The 21,531-nt window shown below is 54.0% G+C and carries 27 protein-coding genes; 13 read left to right on the top strand and 14 right to left on the bottom strand.

Annotation, left to right across the window (positions count from 1 at the left end):
* Positions 1-20 precede the first annotated feature (20 nt).
* From cgtA to rplU, 4 genes are all read right to left on the bottom strand, one after another.
* Positions 21-1,193, bottom strand: coding sequence for an Obg family GTPase CgtA (gene cgtA, locus K7H21_RS02810; protein ID WP_004125676.1), 1,173 nt, complete (start codon positions 1,191-1,193; stop codon positions 21-23).
* Positions 1,194-1,208: 15 nt separating this feature from the next.
* Complete coding sequence (locus tag K7H21_RS02805; protein ID WP_004125677.1) at positions 1,209-2,174, bottom strand: DMT family transporter; 966 nt, start codon at positions 2,172-2,174, stop codon at positions 1,209-1,211.
* A 95-nt stretch (positions 2,175-2,269) separates the two neighbouring features.
* Entirely contained in the window at positions 2,270-2,527 is a 258-nt protein-coding gene (gene rpmA / locus K7H21_RS02800) for a 50S ribosomal protein L27 (RefSeq protein ID WP_003861831.1), read from the bottom strand.
* 19 nt (positions 2,528-2,546) lie between these two features.
* Positions 2,547-2,858, bottom strand: coding sequence for a 50S ribosomal protein L21 (gene rplU, locus K7H21_RS02795; RefSeq protein WP_004106123.1), 312 nt, complete (start codon positions 2,856-2,858; stop codon positions 2,547-2,549).
* A 259-nt stretch (positions 2,859-3,117) separates the two neighbouring features.
* Between rplU and ispB the strand changes: the two genes are divergently transcribed.
* Both ispB and sfsB read left to right on the top strand, forming a co-directional pair.
* A complete protein-coding gene (gene ispB, locus K7H21_RS02790; protein WP_223035552.1) occupies positions 3,118-4,089 on the top strand; it encodes an octaprenyl diphosphate synthase in 972 nt (323 codons plus the stop codon).
* Between the two features lie 199 nt (positions 4,090-4,288).
* Entirely contained in the window at positions 4,289-4,561 is a 273-nt protein-coding gene (gene sfsB / locus K7H21_RS02785; RefSeq protein ID WP_004125679.1) for a DNA-binding transcriptional regulator SfsB, read from the top strand.
* 56 nt (positions 4,562-4,617) lie between these two features.
* Here sfsB and murA read toward each other — a convergent pair whose 3' ends face one another.
* From murA to mlaF, 7 genes are all read right to left on the bottom strand, one after another.
* Positions 4,618-5,877, bottom strand: a complete 1,260-nt coding sequence (gene murA / locus K7H21_RS02780) for a UDP-N-acetylglucosamine 1-carboxyvinyltransferase (protein ID WP_004125680.1) — start codon at positions 5,875-5,877, stop codon at positions 4,618-4,620.
* 54 nt (positions 5,878-5,931) lie between these two features.
* Positions 5,932-6,186, bottom strand: coding sequence for a BolA family iron metabolism protein IbaG (gene ibaG / locus K7H21_RS02775; RefSeq protein ID WP_087828333.1), 255 nt, complete (start codon positions 6,184-6,186; stop codon positions 5,932-5,934).
* 135 nt (positions 6,187-6,321) lie between these two features.
* A complete protein-coding gene (gene mlaB, locus K7H21_RS02770) occupies positions 6,322-6,612 on the bottom strand; it encodes a lipid asymmetry maintenance protein MlaB (protein ID WP_004125681.1) in 291 nt (96 codons plus the stop codon).
* The gene (gene mlaC, locus K7H21_RS02765; RefSeq protein WP_004125682.1) at positions 6,612-7,247 is read right to left on the bottom strand and encodes a phospholipid-binding protein MlaC; all 636 of its coding nucleotides are present in this window, start codon (positions 7,245-7,247) and stop codon (positions 6,612-6,614) included. The genes mlaB and mlaC overlap by 1 nt, the downstream gene beginning before the upstream one ends.
* An 18-nt stretch (positions 7,248-7,265) precedes the next feature.
* Positions 7,266-7,817 carry an outer membrane lipid asymmetry maintenance protein MlaD gene (gene mlaD, locus K7H21_RS02760; protein WP_004125689.1) on the bottom strand — a complete coding sequence of 184 codons (552 nt, stop codon included), beginning with the start codon at positions 7,815-7,817 and terminating at the stop codon, positions 7,266-7,268.
* Positions 7,818-7,821: 4 nt separating this feature from the next.
* Positions 7,822-8,604: a lipid asymmetry maintenance ABC transporter permease subunit MlaE gene (mlaE, locus tag K7H21_RS02755; protein WP_004125690.1), complete on the bottom strand. Its 783-nt coding sequence runs from the start codon at positions 8,602-8,604 to the stop codon at positions 7,822-7,824.
* A 7-nt stretch (positions 8,605-8,611) separates the two neighbouring features.
* Positions 8,612-9,424 (bottom strand): phospholipid ABC transporter ATP-binding protein MlaF, encoded by an 813-nt coding sequence (mlaF, locus tag K7H21_RS02750; protein ID WP_004125691.1) that lies wholly within the window; start codon positions 9,422-9,424, stop codon positions 8,612-8,614.
* A gap of 209 nt (positions 9,425-9,633) precedes the next feature.
* On the opposite strand from mlaF, the gene K7H21_RS02745 reads away from it, so the two are divergent.
* From K7H21_RS02745 to npr, 11 genes are all read left to right on the top strand, one after another.
* On the top strand, positions 9,634-10,611 hold the full coding sequence (locus K7H21_RS02745) for a calcium/sodium antiporter (RefSeq protein ID WP_223035551.1): 978 nt from the start codon (positions 9,634-9,636) through the stop codon (positions 10,609-10,611).
* Entirely contained in the window at positions 10,608-11,612 is a 1,005-nt protein-coding gene (gene kdsD, locus K7H21_RS02740) for an arabinose-5-phosphate isomerase KdsD (RefSeq protein WP_004125696.1), read from the top strand. The genes K7H21_RS02745 and kdsD overlap by 4 nt, the downstream gene beginning before the upstream one ends.
* 14 nt (positions 11,613-11,626) lie before the next feature.
* Positions 11,627-12,193, top strand: a complete 567-nt coding sequence (gene kdsC, locus K7H21_RS02735) for a 3-deoxy-manno-octulosonate-8-phosphatase KdsC (protein ID WP_142445285.1) — start codon at positions 11,627-11,629, stop codon at positions 12,191-12,193.
* A complete protein-coding gene (gene lptC / locus K7H21_RS02730) occupies positions 12,190-12,765 on the top strand; it encodes an LPS export ABC transporter periplasmic protein LptC (protein ID WP_004125700.1) in 576 nt (191 codons plus the stop codon). The genes kdsC and lptC overlap by 4 nt, the downstream gene beginning before the upstream one ends.
* The gene (gene lptA, locus K7H21_RS02725; RefSeq protein ID WP_004125703.1) at positions 12,734-13,279 is read left to right on the top strand and encodes a lipopolysaccharide ABC transporter substrate-binding protein LptA; all 546 of its coding nucleotides are present in this window, start codon (positions 12,734-12,736) and stop codon (positions 13,277-13,279) included. The genes lptC and lptA overlap by 32 nt, the downstream gene beginning before the upstream one ends.
* 6 nt (positions 13,280-13,285) lie before the next feature.
* The gene (gene lptB / locus K7H21_RS02720) at positions 13,286-14,011 is read left to right on the top strand and encodes an LPS export ABC transporter ATP-binding protein (protein WP_004125705.1); all 726 of its coding nucleotides are present in this window, start codon (positions 13,286-13,288) and stop codon (positions 14,009-14,011) included.
* A 47-nt stretch (positions 14,012-14,058) separates the two neighbouring features.
* Positions 14,059-15,492 carry an RNA polymerase factor sigma-54 gene (gene rpoN / locus K7H21_RS02715; RefSeq protein ID WP_004125708.1) on the top strand — a complete coding sequence of 478 codons (1,434 nt, stop codon included), beginning with the start codon at positions 14,059-14,061 and terminating at the stop codon, positions 15,490-15,492.
* Positions 15,493-15,514: 22 nt separating this feature from the next.
* The gene (hpf, locus tag K7H21_RS02710; protein ID WP_223035550.1) at positions 15,515-15,802 is read left to right on the top strand and encodes a ribosome hibernation promoting factor; all 288 of its coding nucleotides are present in this window, start codon (positions 15,515-15,517) and stop codon (positions 15,800-15,802) included.
* Positions 15,803-15,867: 65 nt separating this feature from the next.
* Positions 15,868-16,356 (top strand): PTS IIA-like nitrogen regulatory protein PtsN, encoded by a 489-nt coding sequence (gene ptsN / locus K7H21_RS02705; RefSeq protein WP_004125714.1) that lies wholly within the window; start codon positions 15,868-15,870, stop codon positions 16,354-16,356.
* 45 nt (positions 16,357-16,401) lie between these two features.
* Positions 16,402-17,256 (top strand): RNase adapter RapZ, encoded by an 855-nt coding sequence (rapZ, locus tag K7H21_RS02700; protein WP_004106169.1) that lies wholly within the window; start codon positions 16,402-16,404, stop codon positions 17,254-17,256.
* A complete protein-coding gene (gene npr, locus K7H21_RS02695) occupies positions 17,253-17,525 on the top strand; it encodes a PTS phosphocarrier protein NPr (RefSeq protein ID WP_004106170.1) in 273 nt (90 codons plus the stop codon). The genes rapZ and npr overlap by 4 nt, the downstream gene beginning before the upstream one ends.
* Positions 17,526-17,578: 53 nt before the next feature.
* Here npr and mtgA read toward each other — a convergent pair whose 3' ends face one another.
* From mtgA to arcB, 3 genes are all read right to left on the bottom strand, one after another.
* Positions 17,579-18,304: a monofunctional biosynthetic peptidoglycan transglycosylase gene (gene mtgA, locus K7H21_RS02690; RefSeq protein WP_123828724.1), complete on the bottom strand. Its 726-nt coding sequence runs from the start codon at positions 18,302-18,304 to the stop codon at positions 17,579-17,581.
* Positions 18,301-18,954 (bottom strand): isoprenoid biosynthesis glyoxalase ElbB, encoded by a 654-nt coding sequence (gene elbB, locus K7H21_RS02685; RefSeq protein ID WP_223035549.1) that lies wholly within the window; start codon positions 18,952-18,954, stop codon positions 18,301-18,303. Before elbB ends, mtgA begins: the two co-directional genes overlap by 4 nt.
* A 234-nt stretch (positions 18,955-19,188) precedes the next feature.
* Positions 19,189-21,528 (bottom strand): aerobic respiration two-component sensor histidine kinase ArcB, encoded by a 2,340-nt coding sequence (gene arcB / locus K7H21_RS02680; protein ID WP_123828723.1) that lies wholly within the window; start codon positions 21,526-21,528, stop codon positions 19,189-19,191.
* Positions 21,529-21,531 lie beyond the last annotated feature (3 nt).

Genomic DNA, 21,531 nt, shown 5'->3' with positions numbered 1-21,531 from the left:
GCCCTTTCGTTTGTTCAGGATTAACGTTTGTAGATGAATTCGACGCCTTCTTCGTCGTCTTCGTCCCAATCATCATCCCAGTCTTCATCATCTTCTACTTCAGCTTCTTCAAGCTGCTGACGATGATAGTCGTCCCACATAAACTCGACTTTTTCTGCCGGCTTCGCTTCTTCCGCATGGACAATCGGGTTTTCGATGATAAAGGTCATCACGTCCCAGCACAGGTCTTTTACGCCCTGCTGGCTGGCCGCCGAAATCAGGTAGAACTTATCTTCCCAGCCCAGCGCCTGCGCGATAGCTTTTGCTTTCGCTTCCGCCTCAGCTTTGTCCATCAGGTCAATCTTGTTAAAGACCAGCCAGCGCGGCTTAGAAGCCAGTTTCTCACTGTATTTTTCCAGCTCGCCGATAATAATCCGCGCGTTCTCAACGGGATCGGATCCGTCAATCGGCTCGATATCGATGAGATGCAGCAGCACGCGACAGCGCTCCAGGTGCTTCAGGAAGCGAATACCGAGGCCTGCGCCTTCCGCTGCGCCTTCAATCAGCCCAGGGATATCCGCCACCACAAAGCTCTTCTCGTTATCCATACGCACCACGCCGAGGCTTGGCACCAGCGTCGTAAACGGATAGTCAGCGACTTTAGGCTTGGCAGCGGAAACGGCACGAATAAAGGTCGATTTACCCGCATTCGGCATCCCCAGCATCCCGACGTCCGCCAGCAGCATTAACTCCAGCTGCAGATCGCGCTTATCGCCCGGCGTCCCCATCGTCTTTTGACGCGGAGTACGGTTGACGGATGATTTGAAACGGGTGTTGCCCAGCCCGTGCCAGCCGCCTTTGGCGACCATCAGGCGCTGACCATGCTTGGTCATATCGCCCATCGTCTCGCCGGTCCCCTGGTCGATTACACGGGTCCCTACCGGCACTTTCACCGTCACGTCTTTACCGCGTTTACCGGTACAGTCGCGGCTCTGGCCGTTTTGCCCGCGCTCGGCGCGGAAAGACTTCTCAAAACGATAGTCGATGAGGGTGTTCAGGTTTTCGTCCGCTTCAAGCCAGACGTCACCGCCATCACCACCGTCACCGCCGTCCGGGCCGCCTCTCGGGATATATTTTTCGCGGCGGAAGCTAACGCAACCATTGCCGCCATCACCTGCTACGACCAGGATCGTTGCTTCATCAACAAACTTCATTTTACTCTCCGTAAATCATTCGCCTGAGCGGGGGAGCGGCACAACCGCTTCTCGCTTACGCCATCGTCCCCAAAGACGATGACCGACGGCGGAATACATCGCGCCCGCAACCACGACAAACGCACCGAGATAACCCATCAGGTTCAACAGCGGTCTGGCGAAAACGTCGGGCCAGGCCAGTGATAATAAATCTGAAAATAGCAGCGTAAACAACGGTGTTAAGGTAATCAACGCGCTCACCTGCGCTGCCTGCCAGCGCGCCATCGCTTCCGCCAGCGCACCGTAGCCTACCAGGGTGTTTAGGCCGCAAAAAACCAGGCAGGCCAGCTGCCAGTCGCTTAATGCCAGTACCTGCGAAGGCTTCGCTAATGGCAATAGCGATATCGTACATAAAGTGTACAGCAAAAAAAGGATTTGCTGTGACGCCAGACGCCGCAATAACACCTTTTGCGCGACGCCGTAGCATACCCATACCGTCGCCGCCCCGACGCCGAAAATTACCCCCCACGTGTAGTCCGTCAGGCGAGTAAAAATCTCGATCAGGCTGGTGTTAAAAAACATCACCAGACCGCTCACCAGCATCAGCGCTCCCACAACCTGAGTGCCGCGCATTTTTTCTTTAAGGACAAAAACGCTGGCCACCATCATGCCGACCGGGGACAGCTGGCCAATCACCTGAGAAGCGGTGGGGCTGAGATATTGCAAGGAAGAACTAAACAGAATGAAGTTACCGAACAAACCACCCGTCGCAATGACCAGCAGTATCAACCACCGCGGCTTACGAAAAATACGCAGCGGAGGCAGCTTTCTTTTCATGGCCAGGATGGCGCCAAGACCAAAACTTGCCATCAAAAAGCGATAAAAAACCACCGTCGGCGGCTCCATCACTTCAAGAACCTGCTTCATTGCGATCGGCAGGGCCCCCCAACACATCGCCGTGGTGAGCGCTAAAAGAATGCCGATGCCGGCCTGCTGCTTCATGCCCGTTTTCCCTGCAGAAAATTTTCCGGGTTTTCAATGTAAAAAGCCCCGCAACACGTTGCGGGGCTTTAATCCGTTACCGGACCACGAAAAACTTACTCAGCAACGATGCTGATGTATTTACGGTTGTTCGGGCCTTTAACTTCGAATTTCACTTTACCGTCTGCTTTAGCAAACAGAGTGTGGTCACGACCGCAACCTACGTTAGTGCCAGCGTGGAATTTGGTACCACGTTGACGAACGATGATGCTACCCGCCAGAACGGATTCGCCACCGAAACGCTTAACGCCCAGGCGTTTAGCTTCTGAATCGCGACCGTTACGAGTTGAGCCGCCAGCCTTTTTATGTGCCATTTAAATCTCTCCTCAGGTCTTAGGCGCTGATGCCAGTAATTTTCACATCAGTGAACCACTGACGATGGCCCTGCTGCTTACGGTAGTGTTTACGACGACGAAACTTAACGATTTTAACTTTCTCGCCACGACCGTGTGCAACAACTTCAGCTTTGATTACGCCGCCCTCAACGAAAGGAACGCCGATTTTAATTTCTTCACCGTTTGCGATCATCAGCACTTCTGCGAACTCAACAGCTTCGCCAGTTGCGATGTCCAGCTTTTCCAGGCGAATGGTTTGACCTTCGCTTACTCGGTGTTGTTTACCACCACTTTGGAAAACCGCGTACATATAGAACTCCGCTTCCGCGCACCTCTTCGTATGATTCAGAGTGCGCTATAAATATTCACAATAGGGCGCGAATATTACGCAAAACGCGAGCCTTTGACAAGAGCGATCAGCGATCAACGCAGAAAAAAAACACAACTTTCACTCCAGCGTTTATCTGCGGCAATTTTTCAGTACAATCACATCTTCTTTTAATTCTATCTTAATCCTTCTGTGATCCTATTGGATACGCGGGAACAGGACATTTGGCCCGGCTTTTGCGATGAATTTAGAAAAAATCAATGAGTTAACCGCGCAGGATATGGCGGGCGTCAATGCGACAATTCTTGAGCAACTCGACTCGGATGTTCAGCTTATCAACCAGTTAGGCTATTACATCGTTAGCGGAGGCGGTAAACGCATTCGCCCGATGATCGCCGTGCTGGCCGCGCGTGCCGTTGGATATCAGGGAAACGCTCACGTCGCCATTGCTGCGCTGATCGAATTTATCCATACCGCCACCCTACTACATGATGACGTCGTCGATGAGTCTGATATGCGCCGGGGCAAAGCCACCGCAAACGCCGCTTTTGGCAATGCCGCTAGCGTGCTGGTTGGCGATTTCATCTACACCCGCGCCTTTCAGATGATGACCAGCCTCGGCTCATTGAGAGTGCTGGAAGTGATGTCGGAAGCCGTTAACGTCATTGCTGAAGGCGAAGTCCTGCAGCTCATGAACGTGAACGACCCGGATATCACCGAAGAAAACTATATGCGGGTCATTTACAGCAAGACCGCCCGTTTGTTTGAAGCCGCGGCCCAGTGCTCCGGGATCCTGGCCGACTGCACCATGAAGCAAGAGAAAGCGTTACAGGACTATGGGCGCTATTTGGGTACCGCTTTCCAGCTGATTGACGATCTGCTTGACTACAGTTCGGATGGTAAGCGGCTGGGTAAAAACGTCGGTGATGATCTGAATGAAGGCAAACCCACCCTTCCGCTCCTGCACGCTATGCAACACGGCAGCGCAGAACAGTCCGCCATGATCCGCGGAGCGATCGAGCAGGGTAACGGCCGCCATCTACTCGAAGCCGTGCTGGAAACCATGGCAGCCTGTGGCTCGCTGGAATGGACCCAAAAACGCGCGGAGGAAGAGGCTGATAAAGCAATTGCCGCCCTCCAGGTCCTTCCCGATTCTCCGTGGCGTGAAGCGCTAATTGGTCTTGCCCACATCGCCGTGCAGCGCGACCATTAACCCCTCCTCTCACTTTCCCGCGTAGAATCGCGGGAAAGTTCCAGTAAGCGCCATTAAAGTCATTTTCAACCTCACTTCTTGATTTATTCTTAATATCAAAGCCATTAAAAGAACTTGTTAGAACATTACTGGAACTCAAGGTATAGTCATTTTGTCGCCCATTAAGGGACGAACGGAATGTTTATTACCAGGAGAATTTATGGATAAGTTCATCGACTGGCATCCGGCGGATATTATTGCCGGATTACGCAAAAAAGGGACGTCGCTGGCAGCTGAATCGCGGCGTAATGGTTTAAGTTCTTCAACGCTCGCCAATGCGCTGAGTCGGCCCTGGCCCAAGGGCGAGCTGATTATCGCTCACGCGCTGGAAACCGATCCTTGGGTAATATGGCCATCGCGCTATCACGATCCCCATACCCACCAGTTTATCGACAGAACGCAGATGATGCGTCAGAGGAAGAATAACAAATAAAGCGAGGTTGCAGACAACAGCCCCCGGACATACGTCAGAGGGCTGCTGCAATAGGCTTATTCGGCTTTCACGCGTTCGATATTCGCGCCAAGCGCCTGAAGTTTGTCTTCGATACGTTCGTAGCCGCGGTCAATGTGGTAAATACGATCGACAATCGTCGTACCTTCCGCAATACAGCCCGCCAGCACCAGGCTGGCTGACGCACGCAGATCGGTCGCCATTACCTGGGCGCCAGAAAGCTGCTTCACGCCGTGGCAAATCGCCGTATTGCTCTCGATTTCCGCATGCGCGCCCATACGGATCAGCTCCGGGATATGCATGAAACGGTTTTCGAAAATCGTTTCGGTGATCACGCCGGTTCCTTCTGCAACCAGATTCAGCAAAGTGAACTGGGCCTGCATATCGGTCGGGAAACCCGGGTGTGGGGCAGTACGAACGTTGACGGCCTTCGGACGATTGCCGTGCATATCGAGGCTAATCCAGTCCTCGCCCGTTTCAATGTCCGCGCCGGCGTCGCGTAGCTTGGCCAGAACCGCATCAAGGGTATCCGGCTGGGCATTGCGGCACAGAATCTTACCGCCAGAAATCGCCGCCGCCACCAGGAACGTCCCGGTTTCAATACGATCCGGCAGAACGCGGTAGACGCCGCCGCCAAGGCGCGCTACGCCTTCGATGGTGATACGATCGGTGCCCTGACCTTTGATCTTCGCGCCCAGCGTGTTGAGGAAGTTCGCAGTATCGACAATTTCCGGCTCGCGCGCGGCGTTTTCGATAACGGTGGTGCCTTCCGCCAGCGTCGCAGCGCTCATGATGGTGACGGTAGCGCCAACGCTGACCTTATCCATCACAATATGCGCGCCTTTCAGGCGTCCATTAACCGACGCCTTGACATAACCTTCTTCCAGTTTGATTTCCGCACCCAGTTGCTCAAGACCGGTTATGTGTAAATCAACCGGGCGCGCGCCGATGGCGCAGCCGCCGGGAAGTGATACCTGTCCCTGACCAAAACGCGCCACCAGCGGACCCAGCGCCCAAATCGAAGCACGCATGGTTTTGACGAGATCATACGGCGCACAGAAAACGTCGACCGGGCCGGCATCGATCCATACGGAGCCGTTGCGCTTAACGTTCGCGCCCAGCTGGCTCAGCAGTTTCATGGTGGTATCGATGTCTTTCAGCTTCGGTACGTTCTGGATCTCAATCGGCTCTTCGGCTAATAGCGCGGAAAAGAGGATTGGCAGGGCGGCGTTTTTCGCGCCGGAAATAGTGACCTCGCCCTGCAGGCGAGTAGGCCCCTGAACACGGAATTTATCCATTGATTCTGTTCTCTGTTAAGAATTCACATATGCTGCGGGGAACATCCCCACAGCTTATAAGCCATTTAGTTTGCGGTCTCGCGCCCACTCCTGCGGGGTAAACGCTTTTATCGACAGAGCATGGATGCGGTTATCGGCAATATATTCCATCAGCGGGGCATAGATAGCCTGTTGCTTCTTGACCCGACTCATGCCGTCGAACATCTCACCCACAGCAATAACCTGAAAGTGGCTGCCATCGCCAGAGACGTGGATTTCCTGAAGGGAGAGTGCGCTCATCAGCACGGTCTGAATTTCATGATTTTCCATGGGCTACATTTATCTGATAGTGAAAACAGCCCAACATCTTAGAGGAAAGTGGCGCTGTCTTAAACAAGCAAAAAGCCCCATCGAAAAGTTTGATGGGGCTTTCAGAATAGCTTCAGCACTAAGGCACTGAAAAAGTTATGGGATCATATCGGCAGGAAGGTTATACAACCTGACCAGGGTTTGCAGATTTTCACTCTTACCGGTCAACTTCGCTTCCCCGCCCTGCCGACGAACCAGTGCGATAAAATGCACTAATAGCGCCAGCCCGGCGGTGTCCACGCGGGTCACGGCGCTCAGGTCGATTGCGGACACGCCATCCGTCGCCTGAGCGCGCGCTTCCCACAGCGGGACCAAAAGATCCTGGTCCAGCTCTCCGCGCAGCGCCAGCGTCTCACCATCGCGAGTCCAGCTCAGCTGCCCGGTCATTATTTTTTCTGTTCCAGAGTAATCGGCTGCGCTGAGCTTGCCTTCAGCTGCGCCGTCAGACCATCAACGCCTTTAGTACGCAGCAGGTCGCTCCACTCGTTTTGTTTAGTGGTGATCATGCTCACCCCTTCAGCAATCATGTCGTACGCCTGCCAGTTACCGGTCTGGGTATTTTTACGCCACTGGAAATCCAGGCGCACCGGCGGACGGCCATTAGGATCGAGGATGGTGACGCGAATAGGAACAATGGTCGCGCTGCCCAGAGGCTGCTCAGGGGCAATCTGATAGGTCTGACCGTGATACATTGCCAGCGCCTGGCCATAGGCCTGTTTCAGATATTCGCGGAAAGCGGCGAAATAGGCTTCACGCTGCGCCGGGGTCGCTTCTTTGTAATAACGCCCTAACACCAACGCGCCGGCGTATTTCACCTGAACATAGGGCAGCAGTTCCTGATCGACGATGTCGCGCAGGTAGTTCGGGTTAGCCTGAATCTTAGGCTGCTCGTTCTTCAGGCGATCGAAGGTTTTCTGCGCCGCTTCGTCCATCAGCTTATAAGGATTGGATTGGTCCGCGGCGGTTGCCGCAGTCAAAGGGGCAATCACCAGCATGGCGACCATTAGTAAGCGTTTAAACATGTCTTATCTCTCCTGAAATTAGTGCGTCGTGCCGGCTGGCGGCGTAGCGTCAGTATGACTCTCCCCGGCAGACTGTTCATCGCCAGAATTCTTATTGTCGCTACCTTTACTGTTATAAAGGAACTGGCCTATCAAATCTTCCAGCACCATTGCGGATTTGGTGTCCTGAATGGTACCGCCATCTTTAAGGATAGTGGTTCCCAGCTCAGGATCTTCAAACCCGATGTTCATCGCCAGGTACTGTTCGCCCAGCAGACCGGAAGTTCGGATCGCCAGCGAGCTGGTATCCGGGATATGGTTGTAGCGCTCATCAATATCGAGAGCGACGCGAGGCAGGTAGGTTTTAGGGTCAAGCGTAATATCCGCCACGCGTCCAACGACAACGCCGCCAATTCGCACCGGAGAGCGCGCTTTCAGACCGCCGATATTGTCAAAAGTGGCATAGAGCCGATAAGTCGGTTCGGTACGTAAAGAGGTGACATTTGCCGCCTTCAGGCAGACAAACAGCGCGGCCAGCAGCGCAACCAGTAAAAACACCCCTACCCAGATTTCATTTTTTCTCGTTTGCATGAACTCAATTCCCAAACATCAGCGCAGTCAGCACAAAATCCAGCCCCAGAACCGCCAGCGACGCATGCACCACGGTACGCGTCGTCGCCCGGCTAATCCCGGCGGAAGTGGGGATAGCGTCATAACCGTTAAATAACGCGATCCATGTTACCGTAATGGCGAAAACCAGACTCTTAATCAGGCAGTTAACCAGATCCATCCGCCAATCAACGGCGTTTTGCATCGCGCTCCAGAAGAATCCGCCATCGATGCCCTTCCAGCTGACACCGACCAGCGAGCCGCCCCAAACGCCGACCGCCACAAAAATAATCGTTAACAACGGCAGTGAAATCACCCCCGCCCAGAAGCGCGGAGAGATCACGCGGCGAAGCGGGTCGACCGCCATCATCTCCATGCTGGAGAGCTGCTCGGTTGCGCGCATAAGGCCAATTTCGGCAGTCAGCGCCGAGCCGGCACGCCCGGCAAACAACAGCGCAGCGACCACCGGCCCCAGCTCACGCAGCAGCGATAGCGCCACCAGCATGCCCAGACTGGTTTCGGCGCTATAGGTGGTCAACACCAGATAGCCCTGCAGACCCAGCACCATACCGATAAACAGCCCCGATACAATGATGATCAGCATTGATAGCACGCCAACGTTGTACAGCTGACGCACCAGCAGCGGCGCATGCTTGCGAAACTCAGGCTTGCCCACAACCGCGTTGAAGAGCATTAATCCAGCACGCCCAAACGTCGCGATAGTTTTAATACCGCGATGCCCAAGCGCGGCTAGCGCATTTAACAACATGAGTCGCTTAACTCCCTTTGCCCAATAAATCATGATGATAATCACCCGCCGGATAGCGGAACGGCACCGGGCCGTCGGCGATACCATCAATGAACTGACGAACCCGAGGATCGGCATTTTCCCGCAGCGACTGCGCACTCCCGTGCGCTACCACCTTTTTGTCCGCCACGATATATGCGAAGTCCGCGATGCTGAGCACCTCCGGCACATCATGCGAAACCACGATACAGGTGACACCCAGGGTGCTATTGAGTTCAGAAATCAGCTTCACCAGCACCCCCATCGTAATGGGGTCCTGCCCGACAAAGGGCTCATCGAACATGATTAAATCAGGTTCCAGCGCAATCGCCCTCGCCAGCGCGGCACGGCGGGCCATGCCGCCGGAAAGCTCAGAAGGCATCAGCTTCGCGGCTCCGCGTAGTCCGACGGCCTCCAGCTTCATCATCACCGTAGTGTGCAGCAGCGCTTCCGGCAGACGCGTATGCTCGCGCAGCGGATAAGCGACGTTATCGAAAACGTTCAGGTCGGTGAACAGCGCGCCGGACTGAAACAGCATGCTCATACGCTTGCGGACGGTATACAGGCGCGAGCGCGACATCTGCGGTACGTTTTCACCATCAAACAGGATCTCGCCTTTGTCGGGCGGGATCTGACCGCCGATCAGACGTAACAGGGTGGTTTTGCCGATCCCTGATGGCCCCATTATCGCGGTGATCTTGCCGCGGGGTACCGATAGCGAGATATCATCGAAGATCACCCGATCGCCCCTCGAGAAGCGAATACCGCGCACTTCGACTAGATTCGCCGAACTCTGGCTCATAAAATCATCCTTACTAGACACCCGTCGGGCTAAGCATGGCGCTTTCTTTCACCACAAACCCAACATTTTTACAGAATCTTACCCGCCCGGGTTAGCGAAAGCTGGCATTTGTTTTACTTTTGGCACACATAAAGTCAAAATTAAGAATTCGTTACGCTGCCTACGGACGGCCAGCGAGGCAACGATTATACCTGAAGAAAGGACTTTAGATGCTCTTAGCGACGGCTCTGTTAATTATTGGTTTATTGCTGGTTGTCTACAGCGCCGATCGTCTGGTCTACGCCGCTTCAATACTCTGCCGTATGCTGGGAATCCCCCCCCTTATTATAGGGATGACGGTGGTCAGCATCGGTACCAGTTTACCGGAAGTCATTGTTTCCGCTGCCGCCTCCCTGCATGGACAAACCGATCTGGCGATCGGAACCGCTCTCGGATCGAATATCACCAATATTCTGCTGATCCTCGGCCTCACCGCTCTGTTTCAACCTTTTACCGTGCATTCTGATATCCTGCGCCGCGAATTACCGCTAATGTTGCTGGTCAGTTTACTGGCAGGATTCGTTCTGTATGACGGGCAGCTCACGCGGATAGACGGCCTTTTTTTGCTGGCGCTGGCCGTACTGTGGCTGCTGTTTACCCTTAAGATTGCCCGCCTTGCGGAACGCCAGGGGAACGACAGCCTGACCCGTGAACAGCTGGCGGAGCTGCCGCGGGAAGGCTCGCTTCCCGTCGCGCTGCTCTGGTTGGGCGTCGCGATGATAGTGATGCCGATGGCCACGCGGATGGTGGTGGATAACGCCACGGTGCTGGCAAACTTTTTTGCCATCAGCGAACTGACCGTCGGCTTAACGGTCGTTGCCATCGGCACCAGCCTGCCCGAGCTGGCCACCGCCATTGCCGGAGCGCGAAAAGGCGAAAATGACATCGCCATCGGCAATATCATTGGCGCTAATATTCTTAATATCGTACTGGTTCTCGGGCTCCCCGCGCTGATTGCGCCAGGCGCCTTTGCCGCCGAGGCCTTTAGCCGCGACTATGGTGTCATGCTGCTGGTCAGCCTGATCTTCGCGGTGCTGTGCTGGCGTCGTAAACAACAGCCCGGTCGCCTTGCCGGTGCCCTGCTGCTGGGTGGTTTTATGCTTTGGTTAGCGATGCTGTACTGGACAGCGCCGCTCTTCGTTGAATGATTCGGGATAACATTATGTCGCAAATAGATTTGCCAGCGGATTTTGACTTTCAACGGGCAGGCCGTGAGGTGCTGGACATTGAACGTGAAGGTCTGGCCCAGCTCGATCAATATATTAATGAAGACTTTACCCGTGCCTGTGAGACCATTTTTCGCTGTACCGGTAAAGTTGTGGTGATGGGAATGGGTAAATCCGGCCATATCGGGCGAAAGATGGCCGCAACTTTCGCCAGCACCGGGACATCATCATTCTTCGTCCATCCCGGCGAGGCCGCGCACGGCGATTTGGGCATGGTCACCCCATGCGACGTAGTGATCGCGCTATCTAACTCCGGGGAATCAAATGAAATTCTCGCCCTGATTCCAGTCCTCAAGCGCCTGCAGGTGTCGCTTATCTGTATCACCAGCCGACCAGAAAGCAGCATGGCGCGCGCGGCGGATATTCATCTGTGCGTGAAAGTGCCCAAAGAGGCTTGCCCCTTAGGGCTGGCCCCCACCTCAAGCACCACCGCCGCGCTGGTCATGGGCGATGCCCTTGCCGTAGCGCTGCTGGAAGCCCGCGGTTTTACTGCTGAAGATTTTGCGCTATCGCATCCTGGCGGCGCGCTGGGCCGTAAGCTACTGCTGCGGGTCAATGATATTATGCACACCGGCGATGAAATTCCGCATGTTGGCCTGGGGGCCACGCTGCGCGATGCGCTGCTGGAAATCACGCGCAAAAATTTAGGCATGACCGCTATTTGCGACGACGAAATGAATATCATCGGCATTTTCACCGATGGCGATCTGCGCCGCGTCTTTGATACCGGCATTGATATGCGTAACGCCAGCATCGCCGAAGTGATGACGCGAGGCGGTATCCGTATCCGTCCCGGTACGCTGGCCGTTGATGCGCTGAACCTGATGCAGTCCCGTCATATCACCTGCGTGCTGGTTGCAGATGGCGACCGTCTGGTAGGTGTGATACATATGCACGATCTCCTGCGCGCGGGCGTAGTGTAAGTAAGGAAAAAATAATGAATAATGCTGATGCCCTGATAGCGACCTGCTATGGTCCGGTAAGCCAGGGTTTTATTGACCGGGCAGCGAAGATCCGTTTACTGATACTTGATGTGGACGGCGTTCTGTCCGACGGTCTTATCTATATGGGCAACAACGGCGAAGAGCTGAAAGCGTTTAACGTGCGCGACGGCTACGGTATCCGCTGCGCCCTGACTTCAGAGATTGAGGTGGCGATAATTACCGGGCGAAACGCTAAACTGGTGGAAGATCGCTGCCAGACGCTCGGCATCACTCATCTCTACCAGGGGCAGTCTGATAAGCTGCTGGCGTTTCATGAGCTACTCAATAAACTGGCCGTTAGCGCAGTTGAAGTGGCCTATATTGGCGACGATCTGATCGACTGGCCGGTGATGGCGGAAGTGGGTTTAAGCATAGCGGTAGCCGATGCGCATCCGTTGCTGCTCCCGCGCGCGGATTACGTTACTCGTATCAACGGCGGTCGCGGAGCGGTACGCGAAGTGTGCGATTTGCTACTATTGGCGCAGGGCAAGCTGGATGAGGCCAAAGGGCAATCTATATGAGTAAAACCAGACGTTGGGTTATCATTTTACTATCGCTGGTCGCGCTGATCCTGATCGGCCTGAACCTGGCGAGTACGGACGATGCCACCCAGCAAGCGATCAATCCTGACGATCCGACGTATACCAGCGAGCATACCGATACCGTCGTTTATAGTCCCGAAGGGGCGCTTAACTACAGGCTAATAGCGGAACACGTAGAGTATTTTTCCGAACAGCAACTCTCGTGGTTCGCAAAACCGGTGATGACCACCTTCGATACGAATAAAGTACCAACCTGGTCTATCAAAGCGGATAAAGCTAAGTTGACGAATGACCGCATGCTGTATCTTTACGGGCACGTTGAGGTTAATGCGCTGACGGCGGATTCTCAACTGCGCAAAATTACGACGGATAACGCCCAGATAAACCTGGTGACGCAGGATGTTACCTCCGATGACATGGTGACGTTGTACGGAACAACATTTAATTCCAGCGGCCTGAAAATGCGCGGGAACCTGCGCAGCAAAAATGCCGAGCTGATTGAAAAGGTTAGAACCTCATATGAAATTCAGAACAAACAAACTCAGCCTTAAGATTGCGCTCGCCAGCGCCTTACTGGCCGCCAGCCTGTCGGCACAGGCCAAGACGGGTGATACCGATCAGCCGATTCATATTGAATCCGATCAGCAGTCGCTGGATATGCAGGGCAACGTCGTCACCTTTACGGGTAATGTCGTCGTCACTCAGGGAACGATCAAAATCAACGCCGACAAAGTCGTCGTGACCCGCCCGGGCGGCGAAAAAGGCAAAGAGGTTATCGATGGCTATGGTAACCCGGCCACCTTCTACCAGATGCAGGATAACGGCAAACCGGTAAAAGGCCGCGCGTCAAAAATGCATTATGAACTGCAAAACGACTTTGTCGTGCTGACCGGCAATGCACATCTGGAACAGATCGATAGCAATATCCAGGGTGACAAAATCACTTACCTGGTGAAAGAACAAAAAATGCAGGCTTTTAGCAATAAAGGCGGACGCGTGACCACGGTTCTGGTTCCTTCGCAGCTGCAGGATAAAGGTAGCGATCAGTCAAAGAAGGGTAAGTAATTCGTTATGGCAACATTAACTGCAAAGAATCTTGCGAAAGCCTATAAAGGCCGCCGCGTCGTGGAAGATGTCAGTCTGACCGTGAATTCGGGCGAGATTGTTGGCCTGCTAGGCCCAAACGGCGCCGGTAAAACCACTACCTTCTATATGGTTGTTGGTATCGTACCGCGCGACGCGGGCAACATTATCATTGATGATGAAGACATCAGCCTGCTGCCGCTGCACGCGCGCGCGCGTCGCGGCATCGGCTATTTGCCGCAGGAGGCCTCCATTTTCCGCCGTCTCAGCGTTTACGATAACCTGATGGCGGTATTGCAGATTCGCGACGATCTGAGCAACGAGCAGCGTGAAGATCGCGCGAAAGAGCTGATGGAGGAGTTTCACATTGAGCACCTGCGCGATAGTCTCGGCCAGGCGCTCTCCGGTGGTGAACGCCGCCGCGTCGAGATCGCCCGCGCGTTGGCGGCTAACCCGAAATTCATCCTGCTGGATGAACCCTTTGCCGGCGTTGACCCCATCTCCGTTATCGATATCAAACGCATTATTGAACACCTGCGCGACAGCGGCCTTGGCGTCCTGATAACCGACCATAACGTCAGGGAAACGCTGGCCGTTTGCGAGCGTGCCTATATCGTCAGCCAGGGCCACCTGATAGCCCACGGTACGCCGCAGCAAATCCTTGAAGACGAGCAGGTTAAGCGCGTGTATCTTGGGGAAGACTTCAGACTCTGATAGGGTAGAGGTTACAGACGTTTTAGCCGGAGATATTGGCCCTGAATATGAAGCAAGGTTTGCAATTAAGGCTAAGCCAACAGCTTGCCATGACGCCACAACTGCAGCAGGCGATTCGTCTACTGCAGCTGTCCACGTTAGAACTCCAGCAAGAACTCCAGCAGGCGCTGGACAGCAACCCGTTGCTGGAGCAAACCGATCTTCACGATGAGGTAGAAACCAAAGAGGCTGAGGATCGCGAATCTCTGGATACCGTCGACGCCCTTGAGCAAAAAGAGATGCCCGAAGAGCTGCCGCTTGATGCCAGCTGGGATGAGATTTACACCGCCGGAACGCCATCAGGCAACGGCGTCGATTACCAGGATGACGAACTGCCCGTCTATCAGGGTGAGACCACGCAAAGTCTGCAGGATTACCTGATGTGGCAGGTTGAACTTACGCCATTCACTGATACCGATCGCGCCATCGCGACCTCTATCGTCGATGCCGTTGATGATACCGGCTACCTGACGATTTCTATCGAAGACATCGTGGAAAGTATTGGCGACGATGAAATCGGACTTGAAGAAGTTGAGGCGGTTCTCAAGCGCATTCAGCGTTTCGACCCCGTCGGCGTGGCGGCGAAAGATTTGCGCGATTGCCTGCTGGTCCAGCTTTCACAGTTTGCCAAAGAGACGCCGTGGATTGAAGAAGCCCGTCTGATCATCAGCGATCATCTCGATCTGCTGGCCAACCACGACTTCCGCAGCCTGATGCGTGTAACCCGCCTCAAAGAAGAAGTGTTAAAGGAAGCGGTAAATTTGATCCAATCGCTGGATCCGCGCCCGGGGCAGTCGATCCAAACTGGCGAGCCAGAATATGTCATTCCTGACGTTCTGGTACGTAAAGTGAACGATCGTTGGGTGGTTGAACTCAATTCAGATAGCCTTCCGCGCCTGAAGATCAATCAGCACTATGCCGCTATGGGTAACAGCACGCGCAATGACGCTGACGGCCAGTTTATCCGTAGCAACCTGCAGGAAGCGCGCTGGCTGATCAAGAGCCTGGAGAGCCGCAACGACACCCTTCTGCGCGTCAGCCGCTGTATCGTCGAACAGCAGCAGGCTTTTTTTGAACAAGGCGAAGAGTTTATGAAACCGATGGTGCTGGCGGATATCGCTCAGGCCGTCGAAATGCATGAATCCACTATTTCACGCGTTACTACGCAAAAATACCTGCACAGTCCACGCGGTATTTTTGAGCTGAAGTATTTCTTCTCCAGCCATGTGAACACTGAAGGCGGCGGCGAAGCATCGTCGACGGCTATTCGCGCGCTGGTGAAGAAATTAATTGCCGCGGAAAACCCCGCGAAACCATTGAGTGACAGTAAGCTCACCACCATGCTATCCGATCAGGGTATTATGGTGGCACGGCGAACCGTTGCTAAGTACCGAGAGTCTTTATCCATTCCGCCGTCAAATCAGCGCAAGCAATTGGTTTGACCCAACCGATAAGGAAGACACTATGCAGCTCAACATTACAGGACACAACATCGAGATAACCCCCGCCATGCGCGATTTCGTTACCACGAAGTTCAGCAAACTGGAGCAGTTTTTCGACAGGATCAACCAGGTCTATATTGTGTTAAAAGTGGAGAAGGTGACGCAAATTGCGGACGCCAATCTGCATGTCAACGGTGGCGAAATCCATGCCAGTGCGGAAGGGCAGGATATGTATGCTGCTATCGATGGACTTATCGATAAGCTGGCAAGACAGTTAACAAAACATAAAGATAAACTGAAACAACACTAATTGTCCGGGCAATCGCCTACGCCAACCGCCTGCCGGCGGTTGGCAAGGAGAGCTCAGGTGAAATTATGATAAATAACGATTCGGCTCTACAACTGAGCAATGTCCTTAACCAGGAATGTACCCGTAGCCAGGTTCACTGCCAGAGCAAGAAACGCGCGCTGGAAATCATCAGCGAGCTGGCGGCAAAGCAGTTAGGCTTATCGTCCCAGATAGTGTTCGAGGCGATCCTTACCCGTGAGAAAATGGGCAGTACCGGGATTGGCAACGGCATTGCAATTCCCCACGGCAAACTCGAAGAGGATACGCTGCGGGCCGTGGGCGTGTTTGTCCAGCTGGAAACTCCCATTGCTTTCGATGCTATCGACAACCAACCCGTCGATCTGTTATTTGCCCTTCTCGTCCCGGCCGATCAAACTAAAACGCATCTGCATACGCTCTCGCTGGTGGCGAAACGTCTGGCCGATAAAACAATTTGCCGCCGTCTGCGCGCTGCGCAAAGCGATGAAGAGCTGTATGAAATCATCACTGAAGCGGGAAGCAATAATGAGGCGTAACGAAAGCCGCACCTTACGCTTTTTCGTACTGAGGAGAAACGGTACATGGTACTGATGATCGTCAGCGGCCGTTCAGGGTCGGGGAAATCCGTCGCCCTGCGAGCGCTGGAAGATATGGGTTTTTACTGCGTGGATAACCTGCCGGTTGTGCTCTTACCTGAGCTGGCGCGCTCGCTCGCTGACAGAAACATCTCGGCCGCGGTCAGTATTGACGTGCGAAACATGCCTGAGTCGCCGGAAATCTTCGAGCAGGCGATGAAAAATCTGCCCGCAGAATTTTCACCTCAGCTGCTGTTCCTGGATGCCGATCGTAACACCTTGATTCGCCGCTACAGCGACACGCGTCGTTTGCATCCCCTCTCCAGCAAAAACCTGTCGCTGGAGAGCGCCATTGATGAAGAGAGCGACCTGCTGGAACCTCTGCGTTCCCGCGCTGACCTGATCGTCGATACCTCAGAAATGTCGGTACATGAGCTGGCAGAAATGCTGCGCACGCGTTTGTTAGGCAAGCGCGAACGCGAGCTGACGATGGTGTTTGAATCCTTTGGATTTAAGCATGGTATTCCTATTGATGCCGACTACGTTTTTGACGTGCGCTTCCTGCCGAACCCGCACTGGGATCCAAAACTGCGTCCCATGACCGGCCTTGATAAACCCGTTGCCGCCTTCCTCGACCGGCACACGGAAGTTCACAATTTTATCTACCAGACCCGCAGCTATCTTGAGCTATGGTTACCTATGCTGGAGACCAATAACCGCAGCTATCTGACGGTGGCCATTGGTTGTACCGGTGGTAAACACCGTTCGGTTTACATCGCCGAACAGCTGGCTGACTACTTCCGCTCGCGCGGCAAGAACGTGCAGTCTCGTCATCGGACGCTGGAAAAACGCAAATCATGACCGTTAAGCAAACCGTTGAAATCACCAATAAGCTGGGCATGCACGCTCGCCCGGCGATGAAGCTGTTTGAATTAATGCAGAACTATGATGCTGAAGTGCTGCTGCGCAATGATGAAGGAACTGAAGCTGAAGCGAATAGCGTAATTGCCCTGCTGATGCTTGACTCAGCTAAAGGGCGTCAGATTGAGATTGAAGCTAACGGCCCGCAAGAAGTGGAGGCGCTGGCAGCGGTTATCGCGCTGTTCAACGCCGGGTTTGATGAGGATTAGATTTCACTCCCCCGGTCGCAGCGCGCCTTCCGGGGTACTGAGCCGTGAAATCATCAATGTAGCTGATTCGCCCGCATAAACCCTTCCCCACCTAATTGCCTCATCTGGCGCAGGATCCACGCCTGGCGGCTGCGAATATAACCTGACGGCGCGTCAGCGCGAAAGCGAATGGGATTAGGCAAGACCGCCGCTAAAAGCGCGGCTTCAGCAGCCGTTAATCTACTGGCCGGTTTGTGAAAATAGCGCTGCGATGCAGCTTCAACGCCAAACGTCCCTTCACCAAACTCAGCAATATTCAGATAAACGGTGAGGATCCGCTTTTTGCTCCAGACCGTCTCAATGCCAACGGTCAGCCCCGCCTCCAGCCCTTTCCTTAGCCAGCTGCGACCATCCCACAGGAACAGGTTTTTTGCCGTCTGCTGCGACAGGGTTGATGCACCGCGGATGCGGTTCTCATTGCGTTCATTGTGCGCCAGCGCCTTCTCAATCGCTGGGACGTCAAACCCCCAGTGCTCCGGGAATTTCTGGTCTTCCGCGGCAATAACCGCCAGCCCCATCCACGGAGAAATTTCATCCATGCCCACCCAATCGGAATGGGCGATGTAATGAAAATTCCCTGAGAGCCATGCGCCGAGCTGCCGCTCCAGCATCACCGCTGAAAACGGGACGGGGACGATGCTAAACAGAGCAACCCCGCCGCCCCATAGCACCGCGCAAGCCAGCAGTAGCCTCAGGAAAAAACGTTTAATCAAGCGCAACGGCGAAAAGCGAAATGTCATGCCGTCAGAACCAATACGCGAGAAACGAGTTTTTCAATGCCGCTCGCCGCTTCGGCGATGTTCTGCGCCAGCATATACGCGGGAGTCGTCACCACTTTGTTGTCTTCATCAACCACAATGTCGTCGACCGGGCAAGGCACATGTTCGGCCCCCATCTCCTCTACCGCATCGGCGGTATCAAGATCGGTACCAATAGTTACTCGTAGCGGAATAGAAAATATTTTCGGCAACAGCGCCGGAGCGATACAGATAAAGCCCAACGGTTTACCCGCCTGATGCATCGCCAGCGCCAGTGCCTTAAGATCGCTATCCACTTCACATTCACTTCCCTGCGCAGCAAAGCTGCTGAGGTTCTTTGCCGCGCCAAAACCTCCGGGCACAATCAGCGCGTCCAGCGCATCCGCCCGTGCGTTTGCTAAAGGCTGAATCTCTCCGCGCGCGATACGCGCCGCTTCCACGAGCACATTACGGCTTTCCGCCTGCGCTTCGCCGGTCAGGTGATTGATAACATCGGTTTGCGCTTTATCAGGCGCATAGCAGATAGCCTGAGCGCCGCTGCGGGCAATAGCCAGCAGAGTAATAACGGCTTCATGAATTTCGCTTCCGTCATAAACGCCGCAGCCGCTCAGCACCACACCAATTTTCTTCATCACATCAGCCCCTTAGTACAAGTTTATGAAAGCAGTCAAAAATTTTGAATTACTCGCTATGCTTCACATATTTTACTGTTTCATGTAACAAACTATTTAAGGTTTGCTATCTTAATGAGCGAGTAAGCCAAATCCTCAGGTTGCGCCGTGTAAAAAAATCACTCAAATGATTCTGGCGTAACGACCAGTTCCCTGGTGTTGGCGCAGTATTCGCGCACCCCGGTTTATCCGGGGTCATTTTTTATCTGCCGCCGCGACCCACGCTTTCAGCACCGCGACATCGTTTTGCCACTCTGATTTCATCTCTTCAACCCATTCACCCACGTTATCCGACCACGCAGGTAAATCCGGCGTTTGAATCTGCTGCCCTAACTGCTGGATATGGCGCAAACCGATTGAGCCCGCAGCCCCTTTAATCTTATGACCCTCATCGACAATGCCTTTCTGGTCGCGAGCGGTTAAATTGGATTCCAGGACCGCCAGGTAGCCCGGCATCATTCTTTCAAAAACGGCCAGACCGTCATTAATCAGCTTCGGCCCTACCAGTTCGATATACTGCTCAAGCATCGGAATATCCAGTACGGAAGCCGATTTACTGATATCTACAGATGGCATCTCATTCTCCTCCTCTTCCGGCGCATCCCAGAATTTTTTGATAATCGCGGTTAATGCCGGAACCGATAACGGCTTGCTCAGAACATCATCCATTCCCGCTTCCAGATACTCATTCTTGTTCTTCAGGACGTTAGCGGTAAGCGCCACCAGCGGCGGGAGCTCATCGGCGGCAAAGCGTTGTTTCAGCTGACGAGAAATATCGAGTCCAGTCATATCCGGCAGTTGAATATCAAGCAGAACCAGATCGTACTCGCCGGGTACAAACATCTCCAGCGCAGCCTTACCGGTCATCGCCACATCCACGCTATTGCCCAGCTTCTCCAGTACCGAGCGCGCCACGATCACGTTGAGCTCAATATCTTCCACCAGCAGCACGTTCAGCGCAGGTAATGGCATTTCATCTTCCGCCAGCGTGTCTTCAACCTCTTCAGCCACGGCCGGAGCGTGTACGGTAAGCGTAAAAGTCGCGCCTTTACCCGGGAGGCTGGCAACGCTAATGTCGCCGCCCATATTCCGCGCCAGACGCCGCGACACGGCGAGGCCGATGCCGGTACCTGTCGCTGGCTTGCCGCCCTGGCTATCTTTCACCTGGTAATACATGGCGAAAATTTTATCCTGTTCCGCTTCAGGGATGCCAATGCCTGAATCCTCCACTTCAAAGTGCAGGATGTCTCCTTCGTCATAGCGCACGCGGACATTCACGTTTCCACCCTGCGGGGTAAACTTCACGGCGTTACTGATAAGATTCCACAAGATCTGGCGTAAACGCGTTCCGTCGGTGATCACTTTATGCGGCAGCGGAAGCGAAGGATCCAGCACAAAGCGCAGCCCTTTCTGCTGCGCCTGCAGACCGGAGAGGTTTTCGAGGTCGGCCAGGAAGCCGGTAAAGTCCACCGGCTGGTTATCCAACTGAATTTTACGCCGCTCCATCTTATCCATCTCAATAATATCATTGAAGATATTGCCCAGCGTTACCGCTGAGACGTGGATGGTTTTCAGGTATCTTTCCTGTTCGTCGGTCAGGTCGGTATCGAGAAGGATTCGGCTCAGCCCAACAATGCCGTTAAGCGGCGTACGCAGCTCGTGGCTAATCGTTGAGATAAAGGTGGTCTTATCGCGGCTGGCCCGCTCCAACGCGTCCTGATAGCGCTTACGTTCCGTAATATCACGACCGAACCCCATCAGGCCGCGCCGCTTACCGACGCGGTCATAATAGGGCACTTTGCGAATTTCAAAGCAGGCCTTGCGCCCGTCCGGATAATCCAGCCACTGCTCGTAGGTGAGCGAGACGTTATGGCGGAAGACTTTCTCATCCGTCTCCAGCACCTTCTCCGCCACCTCTTCGCTGTAGACATCCTGTGGCTTCAGATGAATAAGCTGTTTTTCGCTTTTACCGGTCAGCAGTTCCATGGCGCGGTTACAGCCTGAAAACTCTTTATCTTCATTACGATAGAAAACCAGGTCCGGTGAAGCGTCAAGGAAGGAGCGCAGAAAGGAAGATTGCTGTTCAAGCTGAATTTGCGTTTCTTCACGTTCCTTCATCTCAACTTTCAGCTGCTCAAGCGTCGTTTCACGTTCCGCTTCAGCTTTTTCACGTTCGCCGATTTCCTGGTTAAGCTGGGCGATATTGTCCTTAAGCTGCACATTCAGCTTGAGATCGCGCTCGCGCATCTCCTCCAGTTTCTCCACCAGCCGCGAAAGACGCTGCCGGGACTCTTCCAGTTGCTCAACCACCACCGACAGGAAATAGACCGCCCACGGGGTAATCAGCAAGCCAAAGAAGATAGAGCGGATCACATCAATACTTTCCACCTGGCCGTGCAGCACCATAGTTACGGCCATCTGCACGACGATCGCCAGCACCACCAGCGCAAAGGCCAGCAGCATGGAAAAGCGCACCAGACCCAGCTTCATCATCAGATCAACATAATACTGCGCCAGCATACGGATTTGCTTCATAAG

It is taken from the genome of Klebsiella sp. CTHL.F3a, from assembly GCF_019890895.1.
Taxonomy (GTDB): domain Bacteria; phylum Pseudomonadota; class Gammaproteobacteria; order Enterobacterales; family Enterobacteriaceae; genus Klebsiella; species Klebsiella grimontii.
The sequence above is the reverse complement of the archived record's forward strand: the minus strand, read 5'-3'. Positions and strand labels throughout refer to the sequence as shown.

Excerpts from the sequence above, each read along its gene's own strand:
- npr (WP_004106170.1), top strand. The coding sequence starts at position 17,253 with ATGACCGTTAAGCAAACCGTTGAAATCACCAATAAGCTGGGCATGCAC.
- hpf (WP_223035550.1), top strand. The coding sequence starts at position 15,515 with ATGCAGCTCAACATTACAGGACACAACATCGAGATAACCCCCGCCATG.
- rapZ (WP_004106169.1), top strand. The coding sequence starts at position 16,402 with ATGGTACTGATGATCGTCAGCGGCCGTTCAGGGTCGGGGAAATCCGTC.
- K7H21_RS02745 (WP_223035551.1), top strand. The coding sequence starts at position 9,634 with ATGCTCTTAGCGACGGCTCTGTTAATTATTGGTTTATTGCTGGTTGTC.
- lptC (WP_004125700.1), top strand. The coding sequence starts at position 12,190 with ATGAGTAAAACCAGACGTTGGGTTATCATTTTACTATCGCTGGTCGCG.
- arcB (WP_123828723.1), bottom strand. The coding sequence starts at position 21,528 with ATGAAGCAAATCCGTATGCTGGCGCAGTATTATGTTGATCTGATGATG.
- elbB (WP_223035549.1), bottom strand. The coding sequence starts at position 18,954 with ATGAAGAAAATTGGTGTGGTGCTGAGCGGCTGCGGCGTTTATGACGGA.
- sfsB (WP_004125679.1), top strand. The coding sequence starts at position 4,289 with ATGGATAAGTTCATCGACTGGCATCCGGCGGATATTATTGCCGGATTA.
- cgtA (WP_004125676.1), bottom strand. The coding sequence starts at position 1,193 with ATGAAGTTTGTTGATGAAGCAACGATCCTGGTCGTAGCAGGTGATGGC.
- rpoN (WP_004125708.1), top strand. The coding sequence starts at position 14,059 with ATGAAGCAAGGTTTGCAATTAAGGCTAAGCCAACAGCTTGCCATGACG.
- mlaB (WP_004125681.1), bottom strand. The coding sequence starts at position 6,612 with ATGACCGGGCAGCTGAGCTGGACTCGCGATGGTGAGACGCTGGCGCTG.
- K7H21_RS02805 (WP_004125677.1), bottom strand. The coding sequence starts at position 2,174 with ATGAAGCAGCAGGCCGGCATCGGCATTCTTTTAGCGCTCACCACGGCG.
- lptB (WP_004125705.1), top strand. The coding sequence starts at position 13,286 with ATGGCAACATTAACTGCAAAGAATCTTGCGAAAGCCTATAAAGGCCGC.
- ispB (WP_223035552.1), top strand. The coding sequence starts at position 3,118 with ATGAATTTAGAAAAAATCAATGAGTTAACCGCGCAGGATATGGCGGGC.
- ibaG (WP_087828333.1), bottom strand. The coding sequence starts at position 6,186 with ATGGAAAATCATGAAATTCAGACCGTGCTGATGAGCGCACTCTCCCTT.
- mtgA (WP_123828724.1), bottom strand. The coding sequence starts at position 18,304 with ATGACATTTCGCTTTTCGCCGTTGCGCTTGATTAAACGTTTTTTCCTG.
- ptsN (WP_004125714.1), top strand. The coding sequence starts at position 15,868 with ATGATAAATAACGATTCGGCTCTACAACTGAGCAATGTCCTTAACCAG.
- mlaF (WP_004125691.1), bottom strand. The coding sequence starts at position 9,424 with ATGAGCCAGAGTTCGGCGAATCTAGTCGAAGTGCGCGGTATTCGCTTC.
- kdsC (WP_142445285.1), top strand. The coding sequence starts at position 11,627 with ATGAATAATGCTGATGCCCTGATAGCGACCTGCTATGGTCCGGTAAGC.
- rpmA (WP_003861831.1), bottom strand. The coding sequence starts at position 2,527 with ATGGCACATAAAAAGGCTGGCGGCTCAACTCGTAACGGTCGCGATTCA.
- mlaD (WP_004125689.1), bottom strand. The coding sequence starts at position 7,817 with ATGCAAACGAGAAAAAATGAAATCTGGGTAGGGGTGTTTTTACTGGTT.
- mlaE (WP_004125690.1), bottom strand. The coding sequence starts at position 8,604 with ATGTTGTTAAATGCGCTAGCCGCGCTTGGGCATCGCGGTATTAAAACT.
- lptA (WP_004125703.1), top strand. The coding sequence starts at position 12,734 with ATGAAATTCAGAACAAACAAACTCAGCCTTAAGATTGCGCTCGCCAGC.
- mlaC (WP_004125682.1), bottom strand. The coding sequence starts at position 7,247 with ATGTTTAAACGCTTACTAATGGTCGCCATGCTGGTGATTGCCCCTTTG.
- rplU (WP_004106123.1), bottom strand. The coding sequence starts at position 2,858 with ATGTACGCGGTTTTCCAAAGTGGTGGTAAACAACACCGAGTAAGCGAA.
- murA (WP_004125680.1), bottom strand. The coding sequence starts at position 5,877 with ATGGATAAATTCCGTGTTCAGGGGCCTACTCGCCTGCAGGGCGAGGTC.
- kdsD (WP_004125696.1), top strand. The coding sequence starts at position 10,608 with ATGATTCGGGATAACATTATGTCGCAAATAGATTTGCCAGCGGATTTT.